Genomic DNA, 20,988 nt, shown 5'->3' with positions numbered 1-20,988 from the left:
GGCGGCGTTAACAAAAAGCTACCGCTGGTAACCTTTCGTTTACGGGCATCGTTAATGATAGGTGAGATCATTTAAGGGTCAGTAAATGCCAGGGCCTTAAAAAGCCCATGACAATGATGAGTCAAATGAATTGGTTAGCGTGGATTTCTCGCATTCCGATTCAGGTGTGGCGATGCCGGAAACAGATGAAAAATCAGTGGACTGCTATCTTTGCTTAATAATTTCGATACACCTTGCTAAAGGGAATTAGAATTTGTTAACCATTTGGTGGCAGCCTTCAAATCAGGCAACGACTGGATCCGTATCGCGTAGGGGGCCAAGTTCGACCTTTCGGCGGCGGTAAAGGGGATAAATATGCGGGTTCTACTCATCGAAGACGATAGCGCTACGGCGCAGAGCATCGAACTGATGCTTAAATCGGAAAGTTTCAACGTCTACACGACCGATCTCGGCGAAGAAGGCGTGGATCTTGGAAAGCTTTACGACTACGACATCATTTTGCTCGACCTGAACCTTCCGGACATGTCCGGCTACGAGGTGCTGCGCACGCTGCGGCTTTCGAAGGTCAAGACACCGATCCTCATCCTTTCCGGCATGGCCGGCATTGAGGACAAGGTCCGCGGTCTCGGCTTCGGCGCCGACGACTACATGACCAAGCCGTTCCACAAGGACGAACTGGTTGCACGTATCCATGCCATCGTCCGCCGCTCGAAGGGCCATGCGCAGTCGATCATCATCACCGGCGAACTGATCGTGAACCTCGACGCCAAGACCGTCGAAGTCGGCGGCCAGCGCGTTCACCTGACCGGCAAGGAATACCAGATGTTGGAGCTCCTTTCGCTCCGCAAGGGTACGACGCTGACCAAGGAAATGTTCCTCAACCACCTCTATGGTGGCATGGATGAACCAGAACTGAAGATCATCGACGTCTTCATCTGCAAGCTGCGCAAGAAGCTTGCGAACGCCGCAGACGGCACCAACTATATCGAAACCGTCTGGGGCCGCGGCTATGTGCTGCGCGAGCCTGACAGCACCGAATATATGGAAACCGCCTGACATCCGCATTAGCGCATCCCCGCGCTGCATTCGACCTGCCCCTCACCGGGCAGGTTTTTTGTTGTTGCAGCCGGACGCTTGCCCCTGCCCCACCCGGCGCCGAAACCAAAAGCGCCCCGACGACAGCTCGGGGCATAAAACTCAGTTCCTATCTGAAGACAGCGTCAGGCGGCGATCGCCTTATCGGTAAACATCTGGGTGAGGATCTTTCGATCGAAGGGCTTCAGCAGGAAGTCGTTTGCGCCGGCCCGTTTGCCCGCCATCATCGTCCTCAGGTCCGCCTCGACCACGCAATAGTAGATCAGCACACCCTTGCCTTCCGGCAACGCGCGCACATTGGCGATCAAATCCAGTGCCCCGTCCAGGCCGGCATCGACGATGATGATGTTGGGCAGTTCCGTCTCACAGCGCATCAGCGCTTCGCGGGCATTGGCGGCCTCCAGCACTAGGAATCCGATTTCCGACAGGATCTTCTTGCCGACCTTGCGAACCACATCGGAACTGTCGGCAATCATCAAACGCTGCATCGTCAACTCCCGCGCCACGCCCTTTCCCATTGTGGAAAGAGCGGTCCATGACTGTGACGATAGGCGCTTTCAACTAATGAAAGGTTACCGTTGTCCCTGGCAAGATCACCAAGCGAAAAGACGCGCCAGCGGCGCGCCTGTTTCCTGGATTGCAGGGGACGGAAGGGGCAACCGTTCAGGCCGCCACACTCTCTGCTGTGAACACTATCTCGTCCTCGGTGGCGATATAGTTCAGTTCCATGCCGCTTTCGCTGGCAAGCAGGACAGTGTAGTAGGGCTGGATCGAATGGGCATCGATCGCTTCCTCGATGGTGCCGCTGCATATCTCGGCGAATTTCGCAGGCACACGCATCATTCGCCCCTTGGCGACGATCTTGAACTTGGCATCGTATTCCGGGTTTTCCAGCGTGATGTCGAGCTGCCCACCTCGCGGGATCGCGCTATAAGCGACGAGAAAGAGATTGAGCAGAAGCTTGACCCGGTTCTTGGCAATGATGGCGCGCGGGCCGTTCCAGCTCACCTCGGTCTTCTTCTCGGCGGCGGCAAAATCCTTGGCGGCCTTCTCGGCCTCGCCTGTGTCGATCGACGCGCCGACGGAACCGGAAGCGCCGAAGGCCAGCCGGGCGAATTTCAGACGAACCGAGGCATTGAGCGCACTGGTCCGAATCAGATCCATGGCATCGGCATCCGCGCCGCCCTCATCGAGCAGTTCAAGGCCGTTGTTAATGGCGCCGACCGGCGAGATGACGTCATGGCAGACGCGGCTGCAAAGCAGGGCCGCGAGGTCGGGACCGGCAAGGGTCAAAATCTGGTTTTTCGGCATCGTCGCTCCTGAAGATCAATCCCATGGAGGGCCCCGATGCGCAAGACAGGGCGCCCGGTGTGATCGGATTCCTTTCGGTCATAATGACACCATATTTGGTAAACCGATTATTAATAGGATGCTCGCTAAATAGCTTTACCCGCATTGGTGATACCAATTGCACCGATTCCGGATGGAGGAGACCCCATGCGCCAGATGAAGACCCGCAATTTTGCTGCCCGCCGGACGCTCCTGGTGGCCATGCTTCTCTCGCTCGCCGTCTACGGCTTGGCTCTTAGCGAAGCCAAGGCCGAGGGAGAATACACCGCTCAGGAAATCGTCGATGCTGGACATGGTTTCTTTGGTTCGACGAGCGGAGCGCTTGCAAAGGTGATCGAACAGGCTTTTGAGAATTACGGCTTGCCGAACGGCTACATCCTCGGCCAGGAAGGCTCCGGCGCCTTCGTCGCCGGGCTCACCTATGGCGAAGGCCAGCTCAACACCAAGAACGCCGGCCAGCATGAGGTTTTCTGGCAAGGCCCCTCGCTCGGGATCGATTACGGCGGCAGTGGTACACGCGTGATGATGCTGGTCTACGATCTGCCGTCGATCGACACCCTGTTTGCCCGGTATGGTGGGGTTAGCGGATCGGCCTATGTCGTCGCCGGCGTCGGAATGACGGTGCTGAAGAGCCGCGATGTTGTTCTCGTGCCGATCCGGACCGGCATCGGGGCCCGGCTCGGCGTCAACGTCGGGTACCTGAAGCTTACTCGCCAGCCAACGTGGAACCCGTTCTGAGGTTGCAGCCAGCCGGTCCACTCAGGCTCCTGCAGCATTTCTTCTCGGCATGAAAAATTCCTGACAACCCAATTCAAGCGCGCTTGTCCTGACAGGCGGCGCGTGGTTATTAGTCGCGGATGTTTGAATAAGCACAAAAGTGGCACGCCGTGATCGAATATGTCCTGCTTTTTGGATTGGGGTTCCTGGCTGCCGCGTTGCTCGTAATGCTGGTCGCACCGGCCATTCACAAACGCATCGTGCTCTATACCGAGAACCGGCTGAAGGCCACGATGCCGCTCAGTCCGCAGGAGATCCGCGCCCAGAAGGACATGGTGCGCGCCGTCTACGCGGCGGAGAACGCCAGGACGGCGCATGAATTGCTGCGCGAGCGGGAAGGCTCCGTTTCCCTGAAGCTTGCCAATGAGAGGCTCGCCAAGGAGGCCAGTCACCTCGTGGCGGACAATCAGGATCTGAGGGTGCAGATCAACGACATGAGCGTCGAGGCAGCGGACCTCCGCTCGAAAGTGCGTCGTGCGGAAGTCGAAGTGGACCATTTGAAGGAGGCCCTGCGCCGCACGGAAGAGGCTACCGTCGCTAAGGACCTCGAGATTTCAGCGCTTGTCGGGCGGATCGAGCGAATGGTGTTCGACATGGACAACCTGAAGATCGAACGGACGACGCGCGAGACCGAGATCGAGAACCTCAAGATGCGGGTTCAGGCGTTGCGCGACGAACGCGAGGAACTGCGCCGAGAAGCCAATCTCGTGACCAAGCGCGCCAAGGATGCGGAGAGCAGGCTCGCACATGAGGAGCACAAGCTCCTGCGGCTCGATGACCGGCTCGCCCGCGAAATGGCCGAGAATGCCGACAAGGAAGCCCTCCTCCAACGGCGCTCGAAGGAAATCGCCCGATTGAGAGAGAGCATCAAGTCGACAAATGCTCAGGTACGCGCCGCGGCCAAGGCGCTACGCGCCGCAAACCTTCCGGTACCCGACTTCAAGAAAATCGCGATCGTTGAGGACGAGGAAGCGAGCCCAGCAATCATTCCGGCAAGCAGAAGCGCCGCGGAAGCCGCAGATTTGGCGGAAGAACTGCGCCACAGTCACACAGCCCTGACCGAACGCCTGATCAAGGCCAAGACGGCCACGAACGACGAGGCCCTGCGCGAGGAAATTGCCGACATCGCCGCCAAGATGATCGTGCTGACGGCCGTTCACGAGGGTGAGACATCGCCCATCCCCGAACTTCTGCGGACGGAAACGACCAAAGAACCCGGCAAGCCCTTGACGCTGGCCGGACGGGTGCTGGCGATCGAGCCGTCGCTGGCCCGGCCAGCGGCTTCTCAACCCTCGCCCGCTGAATGATGCCGCACGTCACCTCCAGCAAGCGCATTGACACGCGAAATACCTGACTACCCGGGCAGGCGCCTCATGGATTTCGCCATCGCATAGAGAGCGATGCCGCTCGCCGTTCCGACATTCAGGCTGTCGAGGCCGGGCATTTGAGCGATGCGCGCCGTATGGAACCGCTCGAGAATAGCCTTCGGCAGCCCCTCGCCCTCGGTCCCCATGACCAGAGCCATGCGGCGTGCCGGTTTGATCTGGCCGATCTCGGCCTCCCCCGCCGGAGAAAGCGCCCAGATCGCGAACCCTGCCGCGGCCAGGCGACCCAGCAGCGCCTCGCTCGAGCCTTCGCGCGCATACGGCATGGTCAGCACCGAGCCGACCGAGACGCGTAGTGCCTTGCGATAGAGCGGATCACAGCAGGTTTCGTCGAGGAGCACGGCATCGGCACCGAACGCGGCGGCATTGCGGAACAAGGCGCCGATATTGTCATGATTGGAAATGCCGCAGCCGACCAGCACCAAGGCGTCCTGCGGCAAGGCTCCGATCAGTGCGTCGATGGTCTCGCCACCCTCGCGCCGGCCGAGCGCCAGCACGCCGCGATGAAGATGGAAACCGGCAATCGCATCGAGCACTGCGGCTTCGGCCACGTAGATCGGCACATCTTCGGGAAAGGCGGCCAGCAGATCGGCGCCCCCCTCGACCCGGTTGCGCAGCAGCAGCAGTTTTTCCGCACGAATGCCTCGCCCCGCGCCATGCGCAGCGGCGAGCATTCGCAAGACCACGGTGCCTTCGGCGATGAACCCGCCGGCCCGCCCGGTCAGGTCACGCTCGCGGATCTGCGAGAACTCGGCGATCCGCGGATCGGCCGGGTCCTCGATGGCAATCAGCTTGCGCTCGATCATCGCCAATTCGCGATCAGTTGCCGGTAACGGTGACGTCGGCGATGATCCGGCCGACCGACAGGTCGAAGATCAGCGCCTTCCTGGTGCCGTCGGCCATCGTGCCGTAGAACAGGATCTGGTTGTTCGACAGGTCGGTCGAGGTGACGGTGAAGCCTGCCGGCAATGCGGCAGAGAGGCTCAGCGGCTGATCGGCGGGAATGGCGAGGCCCGTGGAAGCCAAGGGCTTTTCCACGCCGTCCGGCCGGGTGACCTTGTAGACGATTGCGGCGAGAACGGCCATGAACATCAGCAGCATGATGCCGCCGGAGACGAGCTGCAGCTTGACCATCTTGCGGCGGACATTTTCCATCGCCGGATCGAGCGGCTTGTCTTCCTGTTCGTCGTCGTCAAGGTGCGCCATGGCCGGTATCTCTGTTCCTGAAGTCCGCAAAGTCTGGTCTTTGTCCCCGATGCGAACCATTGTTCAGGGAAAAGCAGCCATGAAACATGGCTGGCGATTGTCGAAGGCCGCAGTCTGTGCCAAGTGGCAGCGAAACCTATGAGCCGCAACGCCGGTGGTTCTACACGCGGGATGACAGAATGACAGACCCCTTTAACGAAGCCGAGCCGGCAAGAAAAGACCTGATTGCCGGAGAAGACGCCGAAGGACGGCTCGACGCCTGGCTGGCGGCAGCGCTCGAAGGCGAATTCTCGCGCAATCGCGTCAAGGCGCTGATCGAGCAGGGTGCGGTCAAAATCAACGACGTGGCCGTCACCGAGCCGAAGCGCAAGGTGCGCCCGGGCGACCGCCTGTCGATCGTCCTGCCCGAGCCGGAGGATCCCGAGCCGAAGGGCGAGGACATCCCGCTCGAAGTGCTCTACGAGGATGCCGACCTGATCGTCATCGCCAAGCCCCCGGGCCTCGTCGTCCATCCCGGCGCCGGCAACTGGACGGGCACGCTGGTCAATGCGCTGATCCACCACTGCGGGGACAGCCTGTCCGGCATCGGCGGAGTCAAGCGCCCCGGCATCGTCCACCGGCTCGACAAGGACACGTCCGGCGTCATGGTGGTGGCCAAGAACGACCTCGCCCACCGCCACCTCGCCGACCAGTTCGCCGATCATGGCCGCACCGGACCGCTGGAGCGCGCCTACCAGGCGATCGTCTGGGGTCGCCCGCGCGGCCTCACCGGCACGATCGACGCCCCGCTGGGGCGCGCCGGCGACCGCACCAAGCGCACGGTCAAGAAGGAAGACACCGACGATGCCCGCGAGGCGATCACCCATTACCAGGTGCTCGAACGCTATGGCGAGAAGCCGGATGCCACCTGCCTCGCCTCGCTGGTCGAGTGTCGATTGGAAACCGGCCGCACCCACCAGATCCGCGTCCACATGGCCCATATCGGCCATCCGTTGATCGGCGACCAGGACTACGGCATGGCCTTCAAGACCAAGGCCAACCTGCTGCCGGAGCCCGCCCAGACGAAGGTGAAGGCCTTTCCCCGGCAGGCCCTGCACGCCTACTTGCTCGCCTTCGAGCATCCGGCCACCGGCGAGACCATGCATTTCACCGCGCCGATCCCCGCCGACATGCAGGAAATCATCGGCGCGCTGCGGGCCATCCAGCCAGACTCGAAATAGCGCCGTCGGAATTCCACTGCGCCGTCCGCGTTGACCTTCTCACACCGGTGATCGGGAACCTTGCGGATGGACGTCGCCAGGCTGAAGCCCGCCGCGATACGGCCAGACAAAGGAAGATGACCTTTACCGCTCCCCGAGGAGAGCCGTGCCAAGTCAGTGCACCTCACGGCCTCGTGATGCTTCGACGGCCTTGTATCCGGGTTTCGCCACACTTATCTGTTAAGTGGGTTTCTGTGGGATTTTGAGAAATCCACGGGAATCAGGCTCGCCCATTCGACGGGGGGCCGAAGAAAGAAGGGGGTGCTCTATGGCCCGCAATAATCTGCCTACCATTACCGCCGGCGAGGCCGGTCTCAATCGTTACCTCGACGAGATCCGCAAGTTCCCCATGCTGGAACCGCAGGAAGAATACATGCTCGCAAAACGCTACGCGGAGCATGGCGACCGCGACGCGGCTCACAGACTCGTCACCAGCCATCTGCGTCTCGTCGCCAAGATTGCCATGGGCTATCGCGGCTACGGCCTGCCGATCGGGGAAGTTGTCTCCGAGGGCAATGTCGGGCTGATGCAGGCAGTCAAGAAATTCGACCCGGAACGCGGTTTCCGCCTCGCCACCTATGCCATGTGGTGGATCAAGGCCTCCATTCAGGAATATATCCTTCGTTCGTGGTCGCTCGTGAAGATGGGCACGACCGCCAATCAGAAGCGCCTGTTCTTCAACCTGCGTCGCCTCAAGGGCAAGATCCAGGCAATCGAGGAAGGTGACCTAAAGCCGGAACAGGTGACGGAGATCGCCACCACGCTCAAGGTGTCCGAGGAAGAGGTCGTGTCGATGAACCGTCGCCTCTCCGGCGACGCCTCTCTCAATGCCCCGATCCGTGCTGCCGAAGGCGAATCCGGCCAATGGCAGGACTGGCTGGTCGATGACCATGAAAGCCAGGAAACGGTGCTCATCGAGCAGGATGAACTCGAAACCCGCCGGCGGATGCTGGCCAAGGCCATGAGCGTGCTCAACGACCGCGAACGCCGCATCTTCCAGGCGCGACGTCTGGCGGAAGAAGCAGTGACACTCGAGGAACTGTCTACCGAGTTCGACATCAGCCGCGAACGCGTCCGCCAGATCGAAGTCCGCGCCTTCGAAAAGGTGCAGGAAGCAGTGCAGAAGGAGGCGCTGGAACGCGCCGCCGCCCTTCGGGTCGTCGAAGCCTGAGAGTTTCGAGCGACGTCATTGCAGACGACAAAAAACCCGGGTTTCGCGACCCGGGTTTTTGTTTGCCGTGACGGTGGACCGACCGATCAGTTGGCGGGCGGACCCAAAGCCGTCCACTCCTTCATGACCTGGTCGAAGACCGCAGCACCGGCAGCCCCCTTGTCAAGCGTCAGCAAGGCACGACGACCGTTGCGATAGCTGATCGGGATATCGATCCAGCCGCGGGTCGCCAGAAGGTCGAGATTGGCCTTCATGACGTCTTCGAAGTCGTTGAGCGCCACCAGATAAGTGTCGTCCGTGACCTTGGCGGAAACAGCCACGAGCGGATCGCCTCGATCCTGCTCCGTCCGCTTCATGGCGATACGCTCCAGCTTGTCGACGGCGCCACCTTCGAAATCCGGCGGCACGGAGAACACCACCTCGATCAGATGGCTGGCCGGTAGAGAACTGTCGGTGTTGCGCTTGATGGTCATCAGCGCGGTAAGGCCGCGGTCCGGAATGGTAATCCGGCCCTGGATCTCGGGATTGGGCTTGCCGTCCCCACCGGTCTCGCGCAACGCCGTCCAGGCAACCGTCCCGGGCACGGCCGTCGGCGAGGTCTGGCCCAGCCGTTCTTCATAGAGGAACACCCGTTCGCCGTTCGCCGCGGGTGCGACACTGTCGCTCAAAGCCGGCGGGCTAGCCGTCTGCGCACCGCCAGCATTGGTTCCAACGGCCGGCTGGTCGGTCGGCTGACCGGTCGACGCGACATTCTGCTCGGCAACCGATTTGCCTTCAGTCGCAGGACCGCCAGCCGCCGTCGCGCCGGCGCCCTCGTCGACTTCCGTTCCGTCCGGCATCAGGCGCTGGGTGAATTTCTCTCCGGCGACGGACCCGTCATCGAGCGCGCCGTTTGCCGGCGCGCCGGCCGGCGTCTGCTGACCGGCTGCGGTCTCCGTGTCGGTGCCAGCTTCCGGCGCAGTTCCTTCGGTGACCGCCGTCGGCGGCGTAGCGGTAGAGCCGCTGACGAATTGCGTGATCTGGTCCCGGTAGTTCCAGGCAGCAAAGCCGCCGGCGCCGACGAGAGCGACACCCAGGAGGCCAAGCACGACCGGAGCGTAGTTGCGCCCCTGGGTCGGCTCAATGCGATAGGCCCGCTGCTGAGAGTCGGCGAGGAAGGAATCGACGTCCTCCGCGCCCTTCGCCGCGACGGCTTCGCCCGGCTCTCCAGCTCGCGGCGGAGCGACCGTCCCCTCGACCGGGGCGTCGGCAACCTCGGCTTCATCAACTGCAGCCGCCTTCGGCTTGTCATACTCGGCGAACCAGTCGGAAAAATCGTCGCTGGCCACCGGCATATCGCGCGACTGGCCGTCCGCTTCCACTATGGCAGGTTGACCATAGGTCGTACCGTCCCAATCCGGAATATCGAGCGCGCCCGGAACGGCGGGCCCGGATTGCGCCGGCGGCGCCACTTCGGCTGCCGCAGCATAGTTGCCAGTCGCAGCCGGCGGCTGGACCGGTTCCTCGGGCCAGCGTGGCGCCTCTGCCGGAATTTCCCATGCCTCGTAGGCCGCCGGCTCAGCCGCTTCCGGCGCGGTAGCCAATTCCTGATCGGCGCCGGCATCCGCAGTCGGCTTGGCTGCCCAGTCATCTTCGCTGGTCAATGGAATTTCGACCAGTCGGTTGTAGGCTGGAGCGATCGGGCCAGGCTCGACAACCCCTGCCTCTGCCGCTGTCTCCGCCTCCAGAACCTCAGCCTCGGCTTCGGCGGCCCTTACGCTTTCTTGATGTTCTTCCGGTTCTTCCCCGGCGCCAGGCTCGGCATAGAATTCTTCCGGCTCGACACTCGGAACGGCGTAGCGGTCGACATCCGCATACGCCGGGAATGTGGCGGCCTGCTCCTCGGCGGTTTCCACCGGCTCTTCGGCCCATTGAAGCGGCTCTTCGTGTGCGACCACGGCCACAGGCTGAGGCGTCACATCGGATTCTTCCGCGGACGGCTTTTCGGCTTCCGCCTCGACGCGAGGCTCGGATTCCGCCTGACCTTCCGATTCGGCTGGTGCCACCCAATGACCGGGCTCGGCCGCGGCCTCTTCTGCCGCCCAATCTTCGGGCGCGGCTTCTGCTGCCCAGTCCCCGGGCGCTGTTGCGGCATGCCGCTCAGGCTCGGCAGCTGTCACTTGAGCCACGGCTGGCGCCTGCTCCCGCAACTCCTCCTCGACGGCAGGGACTGCCATCGCATCCTCGAAGGCAGCGGCGGCTTCCTCGTCCGGCAGGGCCTCGGCATGCTCGGCCTCGACCTCGAGGATCGCGGCATCCAGTTTCGCCAGCTGCCGCTGCAGCATCTGCTCCGGCGGCCGGGGGTTCATGTTCTCCAGCTGCCGCAGCACGGCGCTGCGTGCCTTGTCATAGACCTTGGCACGCATTTCGGGTGTATTGTTCGACAGGCCGTCCACGGCACGCCGGATAACCGCAATGAAGTCAGCCATCAGCACTTTCTCGTTGGCGCCGGCGCGCGCCGGCTGGCAAAAGCTTAACGAAATCCAAGCTTAGTCTTCAAATGGATCAGTCACAAGTATGGTGTCGTCCCGCTCGGGGCTGGTCGAAAGCAGCGCCACCGGCGCCCCGATCAGTTCCTCGACCTGGCGAACATATTTGATCGCCTGAGCCGGAAGATCAGCCCATTTGCGGGCGCCCACGGTGGATTCCTTCCAGCCTTCGAGGGTGATGTAGATCGGCTCGACGCGGGCCTGTGCTGCCTGAGCGGCCGGCAAATAGTCGATCTCCTGGCCGTCGAGATTGTAGCCAACGCAGATCTTGAGTTCGTCAAGGCCGTCCAGCACGTCGAGCTTGGTCAGCGCAATGCCGGTTATGCCGTTGGTCGCGACCGACTGGCGCACCAGCGCCGCATCGAACCAGCCGCAGCGACGCTTGCGGCCTGTGACGGTGCCGAACTCATGACCCTTCTCGCCGAGGAACTGGCCGATCTCATCGGTCAGCTCGGTCGGAAACGGACCTTCGCCAACGCGAGTCGTGTAAGCCTTGGTGATCCCGAGGATATAGCCCAGCGACCCGGGGCCCATGCCGGAACCGGCGGCGGCCTGACCGGCGACCGTGTTGGACGAGGTGACGAAGGGATAGGTGCCGTGGTCGATGTCGAGCAGCGAGCCTTGAGCGCCCTCGAACAGGATGCGCGAACCCTTGCGACGCTCCTTGTCGAGCAGGCGCCAAACACTGTCCATGAACGGCAGCACGCGATCGGCGATCGAGGTCAGTTCATCCATGATCGTCTTGTGCTCGACCTCCGCGACGCCAAAGCCGCGACGAAGGGCATTGTGATGCGTCAGGATGCGCTCAACCTTGCCTTCGAGGGCATCGAGGTCAGCAAGGTCCATCACGCGAATCGCGCGACGGCCGACCTTGTCCTCATAGGCCGGACCGATGCCGCGGCGGGTCGTGCCGATCTTGGTGCCGCTGTTGGAGGCAGCGTCTTCGCGCATGCCGTCAAGCTCACGGTGCAGCGACAGGATCAGGGTGGCGTTTTCAGCGATTCGCAGGTTGTCCGGCGTCACCTCGACGCCCTGATCCTTGAGGCGGCCGATTTCGGCAATCAGCGCATGCGGATCGACGACGACGCCATTGCCGATCACGGCGCTCTTGCCGGGGCGAACGACGCCCGAGGGCAGCAGCGACAGCTTGTAGCTGATGCCGTCGATGACCAGCGTATGACCGGCATTGTGGCCGCCCTGGAACCGGACGACGATATCCGCCCGCTCGGAGAGCCAGTCGACAATCTTGCCCTTGCCCTCGTCACCCCACTGCGAACCCACAACCACGACATTCGTCATTTCGAAATCCTGTCTATCGCGCAACAGACTGCGCCTTATCCAAACCCGCGCATCTATACTGTGTTGTTTTTGTGAAATCGACTCGTTATGCGGGCGAAATCGGCTTTTTGCGTGACAAAGCGCGGCCCCTCGCCTATCTCATCCGCAAGATCAAAGCCTTACGGCGCCCTCCCGACCAACTCCCGGTGCACTCCCTTGCTTCTCAGAGCCTATTTCTTTCTGACTGTCGCAACGCTTTTCTGGGGCGGCAACACCGTGGTCGGCAAGCTTGCCGTCGGCCATGTCAGCCCGATGGTGCTCAATTTTTCCCGCTGGACGATCGCGCTGATTATCATCTGTTCGATCTCGGTGCCGCAACTGAAAAAGGACTGGCCCCAACTCAAGCGCCACTGGCTGCTGCTGCTCGGCTATGGCGCGATCGGCTATACTGCCTTCAACGGCTTTCTCTATACCGCGCTCAAATACACGACCGCTGTCAACGGCGCGATCGAGCAGGGCGGCATTCCGGTTCTGATCTTCATCCTCAACTTCCTGCTTTTCCGTATCCCGGTTTCCGCAATCCAGATCCTCGGCTTCGTCATCAGTTTCGTCGGCGTGGCGATCACGGCAACGCGCGGCGACCTGGATGTCCTCCTGTCACTGGCGCTCAATTTCGGAGATGCGTTGCTGCTGCTTGCCGTTGCTGCCTACGCCATTTACACGATCGCACTGCGCTGGAAACCGGTGATCCACTGGAAAAGTCTGATGGCGGCCTCCGCACTCGGCGGCGCAATCACCGGCCTGCCGCTCGTCCTCTGGGAAAAAGCCAATGGCACGATGATCCTGCCGGACGTCGCGGGCCTCGGCATGATCGCCTATGCCGCGCTGTTCCCCTCGCTCATTTCGCAGGTTTTCTATGTGCTGGGCGTCGAGGGCATCGGCGCCAACCGGGCCGGTCTGTTCATCAATCTAGTCCCCGTCTTCGGCACGCTTCTGTCGCTCGCGGTGATCGGGGAGGCCCTTCAACCGCTGCACCTGATCGCGCTTTCGCTGGTTCTCGGCGGCATCGCCATTGCCGAATGGGGCAAGCCCAGACCGGCCACCTGACGCGCCTTGCGCAAGGACTCGTGCCGACCGCCGGCAACCGCTCGCTTTAAGGCAGCACCCTGCACGCAATATGGTGCTTTTCCAAGCCCACCCAATTGTCCTATCGATTCCCTGGACACTTGCGAGGGAACCGACCATGGCCAAGCCATTCTTCTGGAACGAACTCAACACCGCCGACTTCGCCGGGCTTTCCCCCGACACGACCATCGCCATCCTGCCGATCGCCTCGACCGAGCAGCACGGGCCCCATCTGCCGATCGCTACCGATGTCGCGATCGCCAACGGCATGCTCGCCGAACTGAAGAATCAGCGGCCGGACGATCTCGATTTCCTCGTTCTCCCGACCCAGGAGATTGGCAAAGCCAACGAACACATCTACGGGCCTGGCACGCTGTCTTTCAGCCCGGAGATCCTCATTCCCGCCTGGACCGCCATCGGCGCCAAGGTCGCGGAGGCCGGCATCCGCAAGATGGTCATCGTCAATTCGCACGGCGGTAATGTCGACGTCATGAGCATCGTCGCCCGCGAACTTAGAGTGCGCCACCAGATGGCCGTGGTGTCCACCCAATGGGGCCGCTTCGGCAATCCGGACGGCATGATCTCCGAGCACGAGACCAAATACGGCATCCATGGCGGCGAGGTCGAGACTTCGCTGATGCTCCATTTCCGCCCCGACCTGGTGCGCATGGACAGGGCAGAGAACTTCGTCTCGCGCGCCGAAGAAATGAAGGCCAACTCTAAATACCTGACCCCGCTACCGCCGCATTCGCTCGCTTGGATCGCGCACGATCTCAACCCCAATGGCGTCGTCGGCGATGCCTCCAGAGGTACAGCAGAAAAAGGCGAGGCGATCTGCAAGCATCAGGTCGCAGGCTTCGTCGAACTGTTGCGCGACCTCACGCGCTATCCGCTTGAGAATCTCTATTCGCGCTGATCATCGTCACGCATCGCATAGGCCTTCTCTCCCGGCTTTTCACTGGTCGGAATATGGCCCTTGCCCTGCAGTTCAACGATAAGCGTCAGCAGTTCCTGCATCAGGTATTCGACGAACAGGCTGGTCGTCGCATCAAGCGGCGCACGTGCGCGGCCAAAGAGCTTCATCGACTGATGGCGCAACTGCGCTTCAAGCAGCGGCCGGAAGACCAGTTCCCCGGCACGGCACTCGCTAATCACGTCGAGCGGATTGAGCAATGTCAGCCCCGCGCCGCATTTCACCAGTTGCTTCATGAGTTCCGACGAGTTGGTCTCTAGCACCGGCTCGACCGGCAGCGGAACCGGTGCAAGCGCCAGGTCGATGATGTTGCGAAGACTGGTGCCAGACTGCGCCAGCACCAGCTTTTCCTGCACCACATCGGCAAGATCGATCGGACCCACCTCGTGCGACAGCGGATGGCCGGGCGGCAGCACCACGCCGACCGGCACGTCGAAATTGGCGAGCGTCCGGATGCCGGGGGTTGCGGGAATGTTGAAGCCGAGGCCGATGTCCACCTCGCCGGTCAGCACCGGGTTGATGGTGGTCGAACCGCCGTCGTTGCGCAACTGGATGCGGACACGCGGATGGGCTTCGAGAAAGCGCGCCAGGATCACCGGCAGTGGTCCTGAGGCAAGCCCCACCGTCGTCACCAGTGTCACCTTGCCGGCCTGGGGCATTTTCAGGCCGCGAATGCGGGACTCGAGCTTTTCGTAGTTTTTCAGCACGTCGCGAATATGCTCGACACAAAGCTCGCCGGCAGCCGTCAGGCGAAGGCCACGCGGCAGCCGCTCGAAGATCGGCGCGCCCAGTTCCTCTTCAAGCGCCAGGATCTGCCGGTTGACCGCCGAGGAGGCGACGTTGAGTCGCGCCGCCGCCTTGCGGATCGAGCCGCAACGGACGATTTCGTTGATGTATTGCAGCTTTCGAGAGTGGAGCACCGGGTCACCATTGCATAATTTTTAATCGAACAGCATCAATTGGGCACCGACCTGCACAGCGGTGCAAAAAAGGCATCAATGCGGACGAATTTTGATGCTTTTCAAAGCGCAAGGCAACCGCTCAAATGTGGAAAACGGAGCCCAATGGCGGAGCTTCGGCGAATGGACAGGGGAACTCGATCGACATGCGCGACACTCTCAGCAAGACCACCTTCCTCGCCCTTCTCGGGCTCGGAACGGCGCTTTCGGCCTCGCAGGCCTATGCCCTCGACGAGGTCAGCTACGGCACCAACTGGCTCGCCCAGGCCGAGCATGGTGGTTTCTATCAGGCCGTTGCCGACGGCACCTATGAAAAGTACGGCCTCAAGGTCACCATCGTCCAGGGCGGCCCAAACGCCGCCAATCGCGCGCTGCTGATTGCCGGCAAGGTCGATTTCTACATGGGCAGCCCGCTCGGCGAGATGGATGCCGTCAAGCAGGGCATTCCGCTGGTCGATGTCGCCGCGATCTTCCAGAAGGATCCGCAGGTTCTGCTCGCCCATCCCGACCAGGGGACCGAAACCTTCGCCGACCTCGCCAAGCTTGATGCGATCTTCATGGGCAAGGATGGCTATGTCACCTATTTCGAGTGGATGAAGAAGAACTATCCGGGCTTCAAGGACGAGCAGTACAAGCCCTACACCTTCAACCCGGCTCCGTTCATCGCCGATCCGAAGTCGGCCCAGCAGGGCTATCTGACCTCGGAGCCCTATGAGATCGAGAAGCAGGCCGGCTGGGCGCCGAAGGTATTCCTGCTCGCCGACAACGGCTACAATCCCTATTCAACGATGATCACCACCACCGCCACCATGGTCGAGACCAAGTCCGACGTCGTCCAACGCTTCGTCGATGCCTCGATCGAGGGTTGGTACAATTATCTCCACGGCGACAACAAGCCCGCCAACGATCTGATCAAGAAAGACAATCCGGAAATGACGGATGGCCAGCTCGAATACTCCGTCGCCAAGATGAAGGAATACGGCATCGTCGAATCCGGCGAAGCGCTCGACAAGGGCATCGGCTGCATGACCGAGGAGCGCTATAAGATGTTCTTCGACGACATGGTCTCGATCGGCGTGCAGACCGCCGACCTCGACTACACCAAGGCCTTCACCACCCAGTACGTCTGCAAGGGCGTCGGGATGGCGCTGAAGAAGTAGCAGGGGCAGGACACTCCTCCCCAACCCCGCCCCACAAGGGGGAGGGGCTTAACGTCGGGCTGCCGGCGACGCCACATGGTCTCTCCTCCCTTGTGGGGGAGATGGCCGGCAGGCCAGAGGGGGCCTTGTCCCCCTGCAGTGATTTGCCGGAAGTGTCCCCTTTAATTCGAGTGTCGAATGACTTTGCCCAACTCCGCCGCCCTGTCTCCCCGCGAACAGCGCCGGCCGCTCGTCGTCATGGACCAGGTGACGAAAGTGTTCTCCAGCGGCACGGTGGCCCTCTCCGACATGTCGCTCACCGTCAACGGCGGCGAGTTCGTCAGCCTGCTCGGGCCCTCCGGTTGCGGCAAGTCGACCGCGCTCCGGATCATCGCCGGGCTCGGCGATGTGTCGACCGGGATGATCGACTGGCCGAGTTCGCGCATCAATTCCAAGGGCCTGCCGGAGGGCGACATTTCTTTCGTCTTCCAGGAACCGACCCTGATGCCGTGGCAGACGGTGTTCGGCAATGTCCACCTGCCCCTCAAGCTCAAGGGCATTTCCAAGGCCGCCGCCCGCGACGAGATCATGGCGACGCTTGCGACCGTCGGTCTTGAGGATTTCGCCGACGCTTATCCGCGGGAACTCTCCGGCGGCATGAAGATGCGCGTCTCGATCGCCCGCGCGCTGGTCACCAAACCGAAGCTGCTTCTGATGGACGAACCCTTCGCGGCGCTTGACGAAATCACCCGGCAGAAGCTCAACGACGACGTCCTGCGCCTGTGGAAGGCGACCGGCATTACCGTCGTCTTCGTCACCCATTCCGTCTTCGAAAGCGCCTATCTGTCGAGCCGAATCGTCGTAATGAAGTCGCGGCCCGGCCGGGTTCATGCCGACTTTGCGTTGCGCACCAGCCTGGAGCGGGACGCACACTACCGTACCTCGGAAGAATATCGCCAGGCCTGCGAGACTGTGTCAGAAACACTGCTGGAAGCTATGGACGGGGAGGACGCACACTGATGGTCATGAGCCCCTCCTCCCCGACCGCCGCCAAACCCGTCACAGCCTCCCATTCGCGCGACACGCTGTTGAAGATCATCGTGCCGATTATCGTGGTCTTCACGCTTCTGTCCGCCTGGCAGATCGGCGTCGTTCTGTCCGGCGTTCCGCAATATATCCTGCCCAGCCCGATTGCCGCGGGCGCCGCCCTGATCAATGACTGGGGAACACTGGCGCCGGCACTCTGGGTGACCACCAAGATCACGCTTGCCTCGCTGGCGCTGGCGCTGATCGGCGGCGTGGGCATCGCCATCTTCCTCGTCCAGTCACGCTGGATCGAACTCGCCTTCTATCCCATCACCGTCATCCTGCAGGTGACGCCGATCGTCGCGATCGCTCCGCTGATCCTGATCTACGCGCCATCCACCCAGGTCGCGCTCCTGATCTGCGCCTTCCTCGTCGCGTTCTTCCCCATCCTGTCGAACATGGTACAGGGCCTCAAGAGCGTCGACCACAACCTCTTGAACCTCTTCGACCTCTACGGCGCGACGCGGCTCCAGACACTGCTTTACCTGAAGCTTCCCGCTTCGCTTCCCTATTTCATGACAGGGCTTCGCATCGGCGGCGGTCTTGCCTTGATCGCTGCCGTGGTCGCCGAATTTGCCGCGGGCTCGGCTGGCGCCGGCTCGGGCCTCGCCTTCCGCCTGCTTGAGGCACAATATCGTCTGAACATCCCCCGCCTCTTCGCCGCCCTCTTCCTGCTGTCCTGCCTCGGCGTCTTGATCTTTGCGATTACCTCCTTCCTGTCATGGCTCGCCCTGCATCGCTGGCATGAAAGCAGCCTCAAGAGAGAAAACTGATGCCCGCTCCCGCCGTCTCCCTTCCCGCCGCCGACCGTTATGTTCTGACGAACGCCACTCTCCCGGCGATCGCTGTCGATGGTTTCGCCGGACCGAACGGGCGCGAGGGGCTGATCGATGCGGATATCGTCATCGCCCGCGGCACGATCGAAGCCGTCCTGCCCGCCGGCACCGCCCCGAAGGATCTGCCGGTCGCCGACCTCGACGGCGGCATGGTCTGGCCGTGCTTCGCCGACATGCACACCCATCTCGACAAGGGCCATATCTGGGACCGCCGACCCAACCCGACCGGCGATTTCGTCGGCGCGCTCGATGCCGTGCGCACCGACCGCGAAGCCTGCTGGTCAGCCGCCGACGTGCGCGCCCGCATGGAATTCTCGCTGAAGACCGCCTTCGCCCACGGCACAAGCCTGATCCGAACCCATCTCGACAGCCTGCCCCCCCAGCACCGCATTTCGTTTGAGGTCTTCGCCGAACTGCGCGATGCTTGGAAGGACAGGATCGCCCTCCAGGCCGTCGCCCTCTTCCCGCTCGACATGATCACCGACGAGGCCTTCTTCCGCGACCTGACCGACGTGGTCGCAAGCCATGGCGGCCTGCTCGGCGGCGTGACCTACCTCATGCCCGACCTCGAAACCCGCCTCGACACGCTGTTCCGAACCGCTTCCGAGCGCGGTCTCGACATCGACCTGCATGTCGACGAGACCCAGGACCACGAAGTCCTGACCCTCAAGACCATTGCCGAGGCGAAGATCCGCAACGGCTTCGCGGGCGCCGTCACCGTCGGCCACTGCTGTTCGCTCGCCCGCCAGAACGACGACCTGGCCAAGGCGACGATCGATGTCGTGGCGAAAGCCGGGCTCTCCGTCGTCTCGCTGCCGATGTGCAACATGTACCTGCAGGACCGGGCGCCAAACCGCACGCCGCGCTATCGCGGCGTGACGCTGTTCCATGAACTGGCCGCGGCCGGCATCCCGACGGCGATCTCCTCCGACAACACCCGCGACCCGTTCTACGCCTATGGCGACCTCGACCCGGTCGAAGTGTTCCGCGAGGGGGTGCGCATCCTCCATCTCGACCACCCGCTCGACGAGGCCGCGCGCGTCGTCACCCGCACGCCGGCCGACATTCTCGGCCGTGCCGATCGCGGCCGCATCGCCGCCGGCGTTCCCGCCGACCTCGTGCTGTTTTCGGCGCGGCGCTGGAGCGAATTCCTTTCCCGTCCGCAGGCTGACCGCATCGTAGTGCGGAATGGCAAGGGCATCGACCGCAGCCTGCCGGACTACCGTGACCTTGACCCGCTGATGAAAGACTGACCATGGCCGACTACCAGCAGATCAGACACGAACTCGAGGGCATTGCGGTCGAGGACAATCCGGCACTCGTCAAGCAGAAGAGCCGCGACTTCTATTGGTATTCGCCGATCCTCAAGGCCCAGCTCGACAATGTCGTCGGCGACCTCGTCGTCTCGCCGAAGAGCGAAGAGGAAGTGATCCGCACGCTGAAGGTCGCCTATGCCCATGGCGTGCCCGTCACGCCGCGCGGCGGCGGGACAGGCAATTACGGCCAGGCCATGCCGCTGTCCGGCGGCATCGTTCTGAACCTGATGAACATGAACAGGATCAAGGCGATCCATCCGGGTCGGGTGATCTGCGAACCGGGCGTCATCATCTCCGAACTCGACAAGCAGACCAAGGCGCATTCCGGCCAGGAACTGCGCTTCCATCCGTCGACCGCGCAGACCGCCACCATCGCCGGCTTCATCGCCGGCGGCTCCGGCGGCGTCGGATCAATCACCTGGGGCGGCTTGCGCGACCTCGGCAACATTCTGCGCTTGCGCGTCGTCACCATGGAAGCCGAGCCGCGCGTGCTGGAACTCTCGGCCTGGGACCTCCAGAAGGTGAGCCACGCCTACGGCACCAACGGCATCATCACCGAAGTCGAAATGCCGCTGGCACCAGCCTATGACTGGGTCGATGTCATCGTCAGCTATGACGACTTCATGGATGCGGTCCGCTTCGCCGACGCGCTGACCCATCGCAATGGCATCCTGTTGAAGGAAGTCGCGCCGATCGCCGCCCCGGTGCCTTACGAGTATTTCACCCGTCACAAGCCCTGGCTGAAGGACGGCCAGTCTGTCGTCGTGCTGATGGTCGCGCCGCATTCGATGGAACCGTTCGCCGCCTATGTCGAGAAGATGAAGGGCGAGATCCGCTTCCGCTCCGACACGGTCGATAGCATGAAGGGCATTCCGCATGCCTTTGAGCTGGCCTGGAACCACACGACGCTGCGCGCCCTGAAGCTCGATCCGGGCTTCACCTATCTGCAGGTCCAGTATCCCGGTCCGGACCACGTCGAGAAGGTCGGCAAGCTTGCCGCGATCTTCGGCGACGAGGTGATCGGCCATCTCGAATTCATCAAGTTCGATGGCGCGATCCAGTGCTCCGGCCTGCCGCTGGTGCGCTACACGACGCCGGAACGGTTGGAAGAGATCATCAGGATCCACGAGGACAACGGCTGCCCGATCTTCAACCCTCATCGTTATACGCTGGAGGAAGGCGGCATGAAGCAGACGGACACCGTGCAGCTCGCCTTCAAGAAGGAGACCGATCCGAAGGGCCTGCTCAACCCCGGCAAGATGATCGCCTGGGACAATCCCGACTTCGACTTCAAGGCCGGCAAGAACTACCTCTTCCCCGGTCTCCAGGCATTCATGGAGACCTGATACCGCCAAGACGAACAGAACTTCCGAAGGTACTCCCGACCGGGCAGGCACGACTGCTCCGGTGCATGGAAACGACCATGGTGGTCAAATGCTCGGCTATGGCGGCGGGCCGGTGATCATCGGGACAAACGGCGCGGAAAATTTTCACTCAACGTCCGG

19 protein-coding genes are annotated in these 20,988 nt (G+C 62.2%); 12 read left to right on the top strand and 7 right to left on the bottom strand.

All coding sequences use genetic code 11. The features are described 5' to 3' along the window. Window positions 1–354: 354 nt before the first annotated feature. The gene (ctrA, locus tag ACWPVA_RS02770; protein ID WP_454286215.1) at window positions 355–1,056 is read left to right on the top strand and encodes a response regulator transcription factor CtrA; all 702 of its coding nucleotides are present in this window, start codon (window positions 355–357) and stop codon (window positions 1,054–1,056) included. Between the two features lie 164 nt (window positions 1,057–1,220). Here ctrA and ACWPVA_RS02765 read toward each other — a convergent pair whose 3' ends face one another. Further along, window positions 1,221–1,583, bottom strand: a complete 363-nt coding sequence (locus ACWPVA_RS02765; RefSeq protein WP_454286214.1) for a response regulator — start codon at window positions 1,581–1,583, stop codon at window positions 1,221–1,223. 175 nt (window positions 1,584–1,758) lie between these two features. After that, entirely contained in the window at window positions 1,759–2,406 is a 648-nt protein-coding gene (gene chpT / locus ACWPVA_RS02760; protein ID WP_454286213.1) for a histidine phosphotransferase ChpT, read from the bottom strand. Window positions 2,407–2,646: 240 nt separating this feature from the next. Here chpT and ACWPVA_RS02755 point away from each other — a divergent pair, with 240 nt between their 5' ends. Together ACWPVA_RS02755 and ACWPVA_RS02750 are read left to right on the top strand one after the other, a co-directional pair. Continuing rightward, the gene (locus ACWPVA_RS02755; RefSeq protein ID WP_454289511.1) at window positions 2,647–3,183 is read left to right on the top strand and encodes a DUF1134 domain-containing protein; all 537 of its coding nucleotides are present in this window, start codon (window positions 2,647–2,649) and stop codon (window positions 3,181–3,183) included. Window positions 3,184–3,332: 149 nt separating this feature from the next. After that, window positions 3,333–4,529 carry a hypothetical protein gene (locus tag ACWPVA_RS02750; RefSeq protein ID WP_454286212.1) on the top strand — a complete coding sequence of 399 codons (1,197 nt, stop codon included), beginning with the start codon at window positions 3,333–3,335 and terminating at the stop codon, window positions 4,527–4,529. Window positions 4,530–4,576: 47 nt separating this feature from the next. On the opposite strand, the gene ACWPVA_RS02745 is transcribed toward ACWPVA_RS02750, so the two are convergent. Then, window positions 4,577–5,413: a TrmH family RNA methyltransferase gene (locus tag ACWPVA_RS02745; protein WP_454286211.1), complete on the bottom strand. Its 837-nt coding sequence runs from the start codon at window positions 5,411–5,413 to the stop codon at window positions 4,577–4,579. Between the two features lie 13 nt (window positions 5,414–5,426). After that, window positions 5,427–5,813 (bottom strand): hypothetical protein, encoded by a 387-nt coding sequence (locus ACWPVA_RS02740; protein ID WP_454286210.1) that lies wholly within the window; start codon window positions 5,811–5,813, stop codon window positions 5,427–5,429. Window positions 5,814–5,992: 179 nt separating this feature from the next. On the opposite strand from ACWPVA_RS02740, the gene ACWPVA_RS02735 reads away from it, so the two are divergent. Continuing rightward, window positions 5,993–7,033 (top strand): RluA family pseudouridine synthase, encoded by a 1,041-nt coding sequence (locus ACWPVA_RS02735; protein ID WP_454286209.1) that lies wholly within the window; start codon window positions 5,993–5,995, stop codon window positions 7,031–7,033. A gap of 307 nt (window positions 7,034–7,340) precedes the next feature. After that, a complete protein-coding gene (rpoH, locus tag ACWPVA_RS02730; RefSeq protein ID WP_454286208.1) occupies window positions 7,341–8,243 on the top strand; it encodes an RNA polymerase sigma factor RpoH in 903 nt (300 codons plus the stop codon). An 86-nt stretch (window positions 8,244–8,329) separates the two neighbouring features. On the opposite strand, the gene ACWPVA_RS02725 is transcribed toward rpoH, so the two are convergent. Next, window positions 8,330–10,711, bottom strand: coding sequence for a hypothetical protein (locus ACWPVA_RS02725; RefSeq protein WP_454286207.1), 2,382 nt, complete (start codon window positions 10,709–10,711; stop codon window positions 8,330–8,332). Between the two features lie 60 nt (window positions 10,712–10,771). Continuing rightward, window positions 10,772–12,070: an adenylosuccinate synthase gene (locus ACWPVA_RS02720; protein ID WP_454286206.1), complete on the bottom strand. Its 1,299-nt coding sequence runs from the start codon at window positions 12,068–12,070 to the stop codon at window positions 10,772–10,774. Window positions 12,071–12,265: 195 nt separating this feature from the next. On the opposite strand from ACWPVA_RS02720, the gene ACWPVA_RS02715 reads away from it, so the two are divergent. Together ACWPVA_RS02715 and ACWPVA_RS02710 are read left to right on the top strand one after the other, a co-directional pair. After that, window positions 12,266–13,156 carry a DMT family transporter gene (locus ACWPVA_RS02715; protein WP_454286205.1) on the top strand — a complete coding sequence of 297 codons (891 nt, stop codon included), beginning with the start codon at window positions 12,266–12,268 and terminating at the stop codon, window positions 13,154–13,156. A gap of 136 nt (window positions 13,157–13,292) precedes the next feature. Continuing rightward, on the top strand, window positions 13,293–14,090 hold the full coding sequence (locus ACWPVA_RS02710; protein ID WP_454286204.1) for a creatininase family protein: 798 nt from the start codon (window positions 13,293–13,295) through the stop codon (window positions 14,088–14,090). On the opposite strand, the gene ACWPVA_RS02705 is transcribed toward ACWPVA_RS02710, so the two are convergent. Then, window positions 14,078–15,067 carry a LysR family transcriptional regulator gene (locus ACWPVA_RS02705; RefSeq protein WP_454286203.1) on the bottom strand — a complete coding sequence of 330 codons (990 nt, stop codon included), beginning with the start codon at window positions 15,065–15,067 and terminating at the stop codon, window positions 14,078–14,080. The two genes, ACWPVA_RS02710 and ACWPVA_RS02705, sit on opposite strands and share 13 nt — an antisense overlap. A gap of 185 nt (window positions 15,068–15,252) precedes the next feature. On the opposite strand from ACWPVA_RS02705, the gene ACWPVA_RS02700 reads away from it, so the two are divergent. The 5 genes from ACWPVA_RS02700 to ACWPVA_RS02680 all read left to right on the top strand — a co-directional run bounded on the left by ACWPVA_RS02700 (window position 15,253) and on the right by ACWPVA_RS02680 (window position 20,829). After that, on the top strand, window positions 15,253–16,266 hold the full coding sequence (locus ACWPVA_RS02700) for an ABC transporter substrate-binding protein (protein ID WP_454286202.1): 1,014 nt from the start codon (window positions 15,253–15,255) through the stop codon (window positions 16,264–16,266). A gap of 177 nt (window positions 16,267–16,443) precedes the next feature. After that, a complete protein-coding gene (locus ACWPVA_RS02695; protein ID WP_454286201.1) occupies window positions 16,444–17,265 on the top strand; it encodes an ABC transporter ATP-binding protein in 822 nt (273 codons plus the stop codon). Window positions 17,266–17,270: 5 nt separating this feature from the next. Next, a complete protein-coding gene (locus ACWPVA_RS02690) occupies window positions 17,271–18,104 on the top strand; it encodes an ABC transporter permease (protein WP_454289510.1) in 834 nt (277 codons plus the stop codon). Further along, window positions 18,104–19,420: a cytosine deaminase gene (locus tag ACWPVA_RS02685; RefSeq protein ID WP_454286200.1), complete on the top strand. Its 1,317-nt coding sequence runs from the start codon at window positions 18,104–18,106 to the stop codon at window positions 19,418–19,420. The genes ACWPVA_RS02690 and ACWPVA_RS02685 overlap by 1 nt, the downstream gene beginning before the upstream one ends. A 2-nt stretch (window positions 19,421–19,422) precedes the next feature. After that, window positions 19,423–20,829 carry an FAD-binding oxidoreductase gene (locus ACWPVA_RS02680; RefSeq protein ID WP_454286199.1) on the top strand — a complete coding sequence of 469 codons (1,407 nt, stop codon included), beginning with the start codon at window positions 19,423–19,425 and terminating at the stop codon, window positions 20,827–20,829. Window positions 20,830–20,988: the final 159 nt, after the last annotated feature.

The sequence above is a fragment of the Rhizobium arsenicireducens genome (genome assembly GCF_964021225.1).
This window is presented reverse-complemented; position numbering and strand designations above follow the sequence as displayed.

Excerpts from the sequence above, each read along its gene's own strand:
- rpoH (WP_454286208.1), top strand. The coding sequence starts at position 7,341 with ATGGCCCGCAATAATCTGCCTACCATTACCGCCGGCGAGGCCGGTCTC.
- ACWPVA_RS02710 (WP_454286204.1), top strand. The coding sequence starts at position 13,293 with ATGGCCAAGCCATTCTTCTGGAACGAACTCAACACCGCCGACTTCGCC.
- ACWPVA_RS02740 (WP_454286210.1), bottom strand. The coding sequence starts at position 5,813 with ATGGCGCACCTTGACGACGACGAACAGGAAGACAAGCCGCTCGATCCG.
- ACWPVA_RS02735 (WP_454286209.1), top strand. The coding sequence starts at position 5,993 with ATGACAGACCCCTTTAACGAAGCCGAGCCGGCAAGAAAAGACCTGATT.
- ACWPVA_RS02685 (WP_454286200.1), top strand. The coding sequence starts at position 18,104 with ATGCCCGCTCCCGCCGTCTCCCTTCCCGCCGCCGACCGTTATGTTCTG.
- ACWPVA_RS02700 (WP_454286202.1), top strand. The coding sequence starts at position 15,253 with ATGCGCGACACTCTCAGCAAGACCACCTTCCTCGCCCTTCTCGGGCTC.
- ACWPVA_RS02690 (WP_454289510.1), top strand. The coding sequence starts at position 17,271 with ATGAGCCCCTCCTCCCCGACCGCCGCCAAACCCGTCACAGCCTCCCAT.
- ACWPVA_RS02720 (WP_454286206.1), bottom strand. The coding sequence starts at position 12,070 with ATGACGAATGTCGTGGTTGTGGGTTCGCAGTGGGGTGACGAGGGCAAG.
- ACWPVA_RS02680 (WP_454286199.1), top strand. The coding sequence starts at position 19,423 with ATGGCCGACTACCAGCAGATCAGACACGAACTCGAGGGCATTGCGGTC.
- ACWPVA_RS02695 (WP_454286201.1), top strand. The coding sequence starts at position 16,444 with ATGACTTTGCCCAACTCCGCCGCCCTGTCTCCCCGCGAACAGCGCCGG.
- ACWPVA_RS02755 (WP_454289511.1), top strand. The coding sequence starts at position 2,647 with ATGCTTCTCTCGCTCGCCGTCTACGGCTTGGCTCTTAGCGAAGCCAAG.
- chpT (WP_454286213.1), bottom strand. The coding sequence starts at position 2,406 with ATGCCGAAAAACCAGATTTTGACCCTTGCCGGTCCCGACCTCGCGGCC.
- ACWPVA_RS02765 (WP_454286214.1), bottom strand. The coding sequence starts at position 1,583 with ATGCAGCGTTTGATGATTGCCGACAGTTCCGATGTGGTTCGCAAGGTC.
- ctrA (WP_454286215.1), top strand. The coding sequence starts at position 355 with ATGCGGGTTCTACTCATCGAAGACGATAGCGCTACGGCGCAGAGCATC.
- ACWPVA_RS02745 (WP_454286211.1), bottom strand. The coding sequence starts at position 5,413 with ATGATCGAGCGCAAGCTGATTGCCATCGAGGACCCGGCCGATCCGCGG.
- ACWPVA_RS02725 (WP_454286207.1), bottom strand. The coding sequence starts at position 10,711 with ATGGCTGACTTCATTGCGGTTATCCGGCGTGCCGTGGACGGCCTGTCG.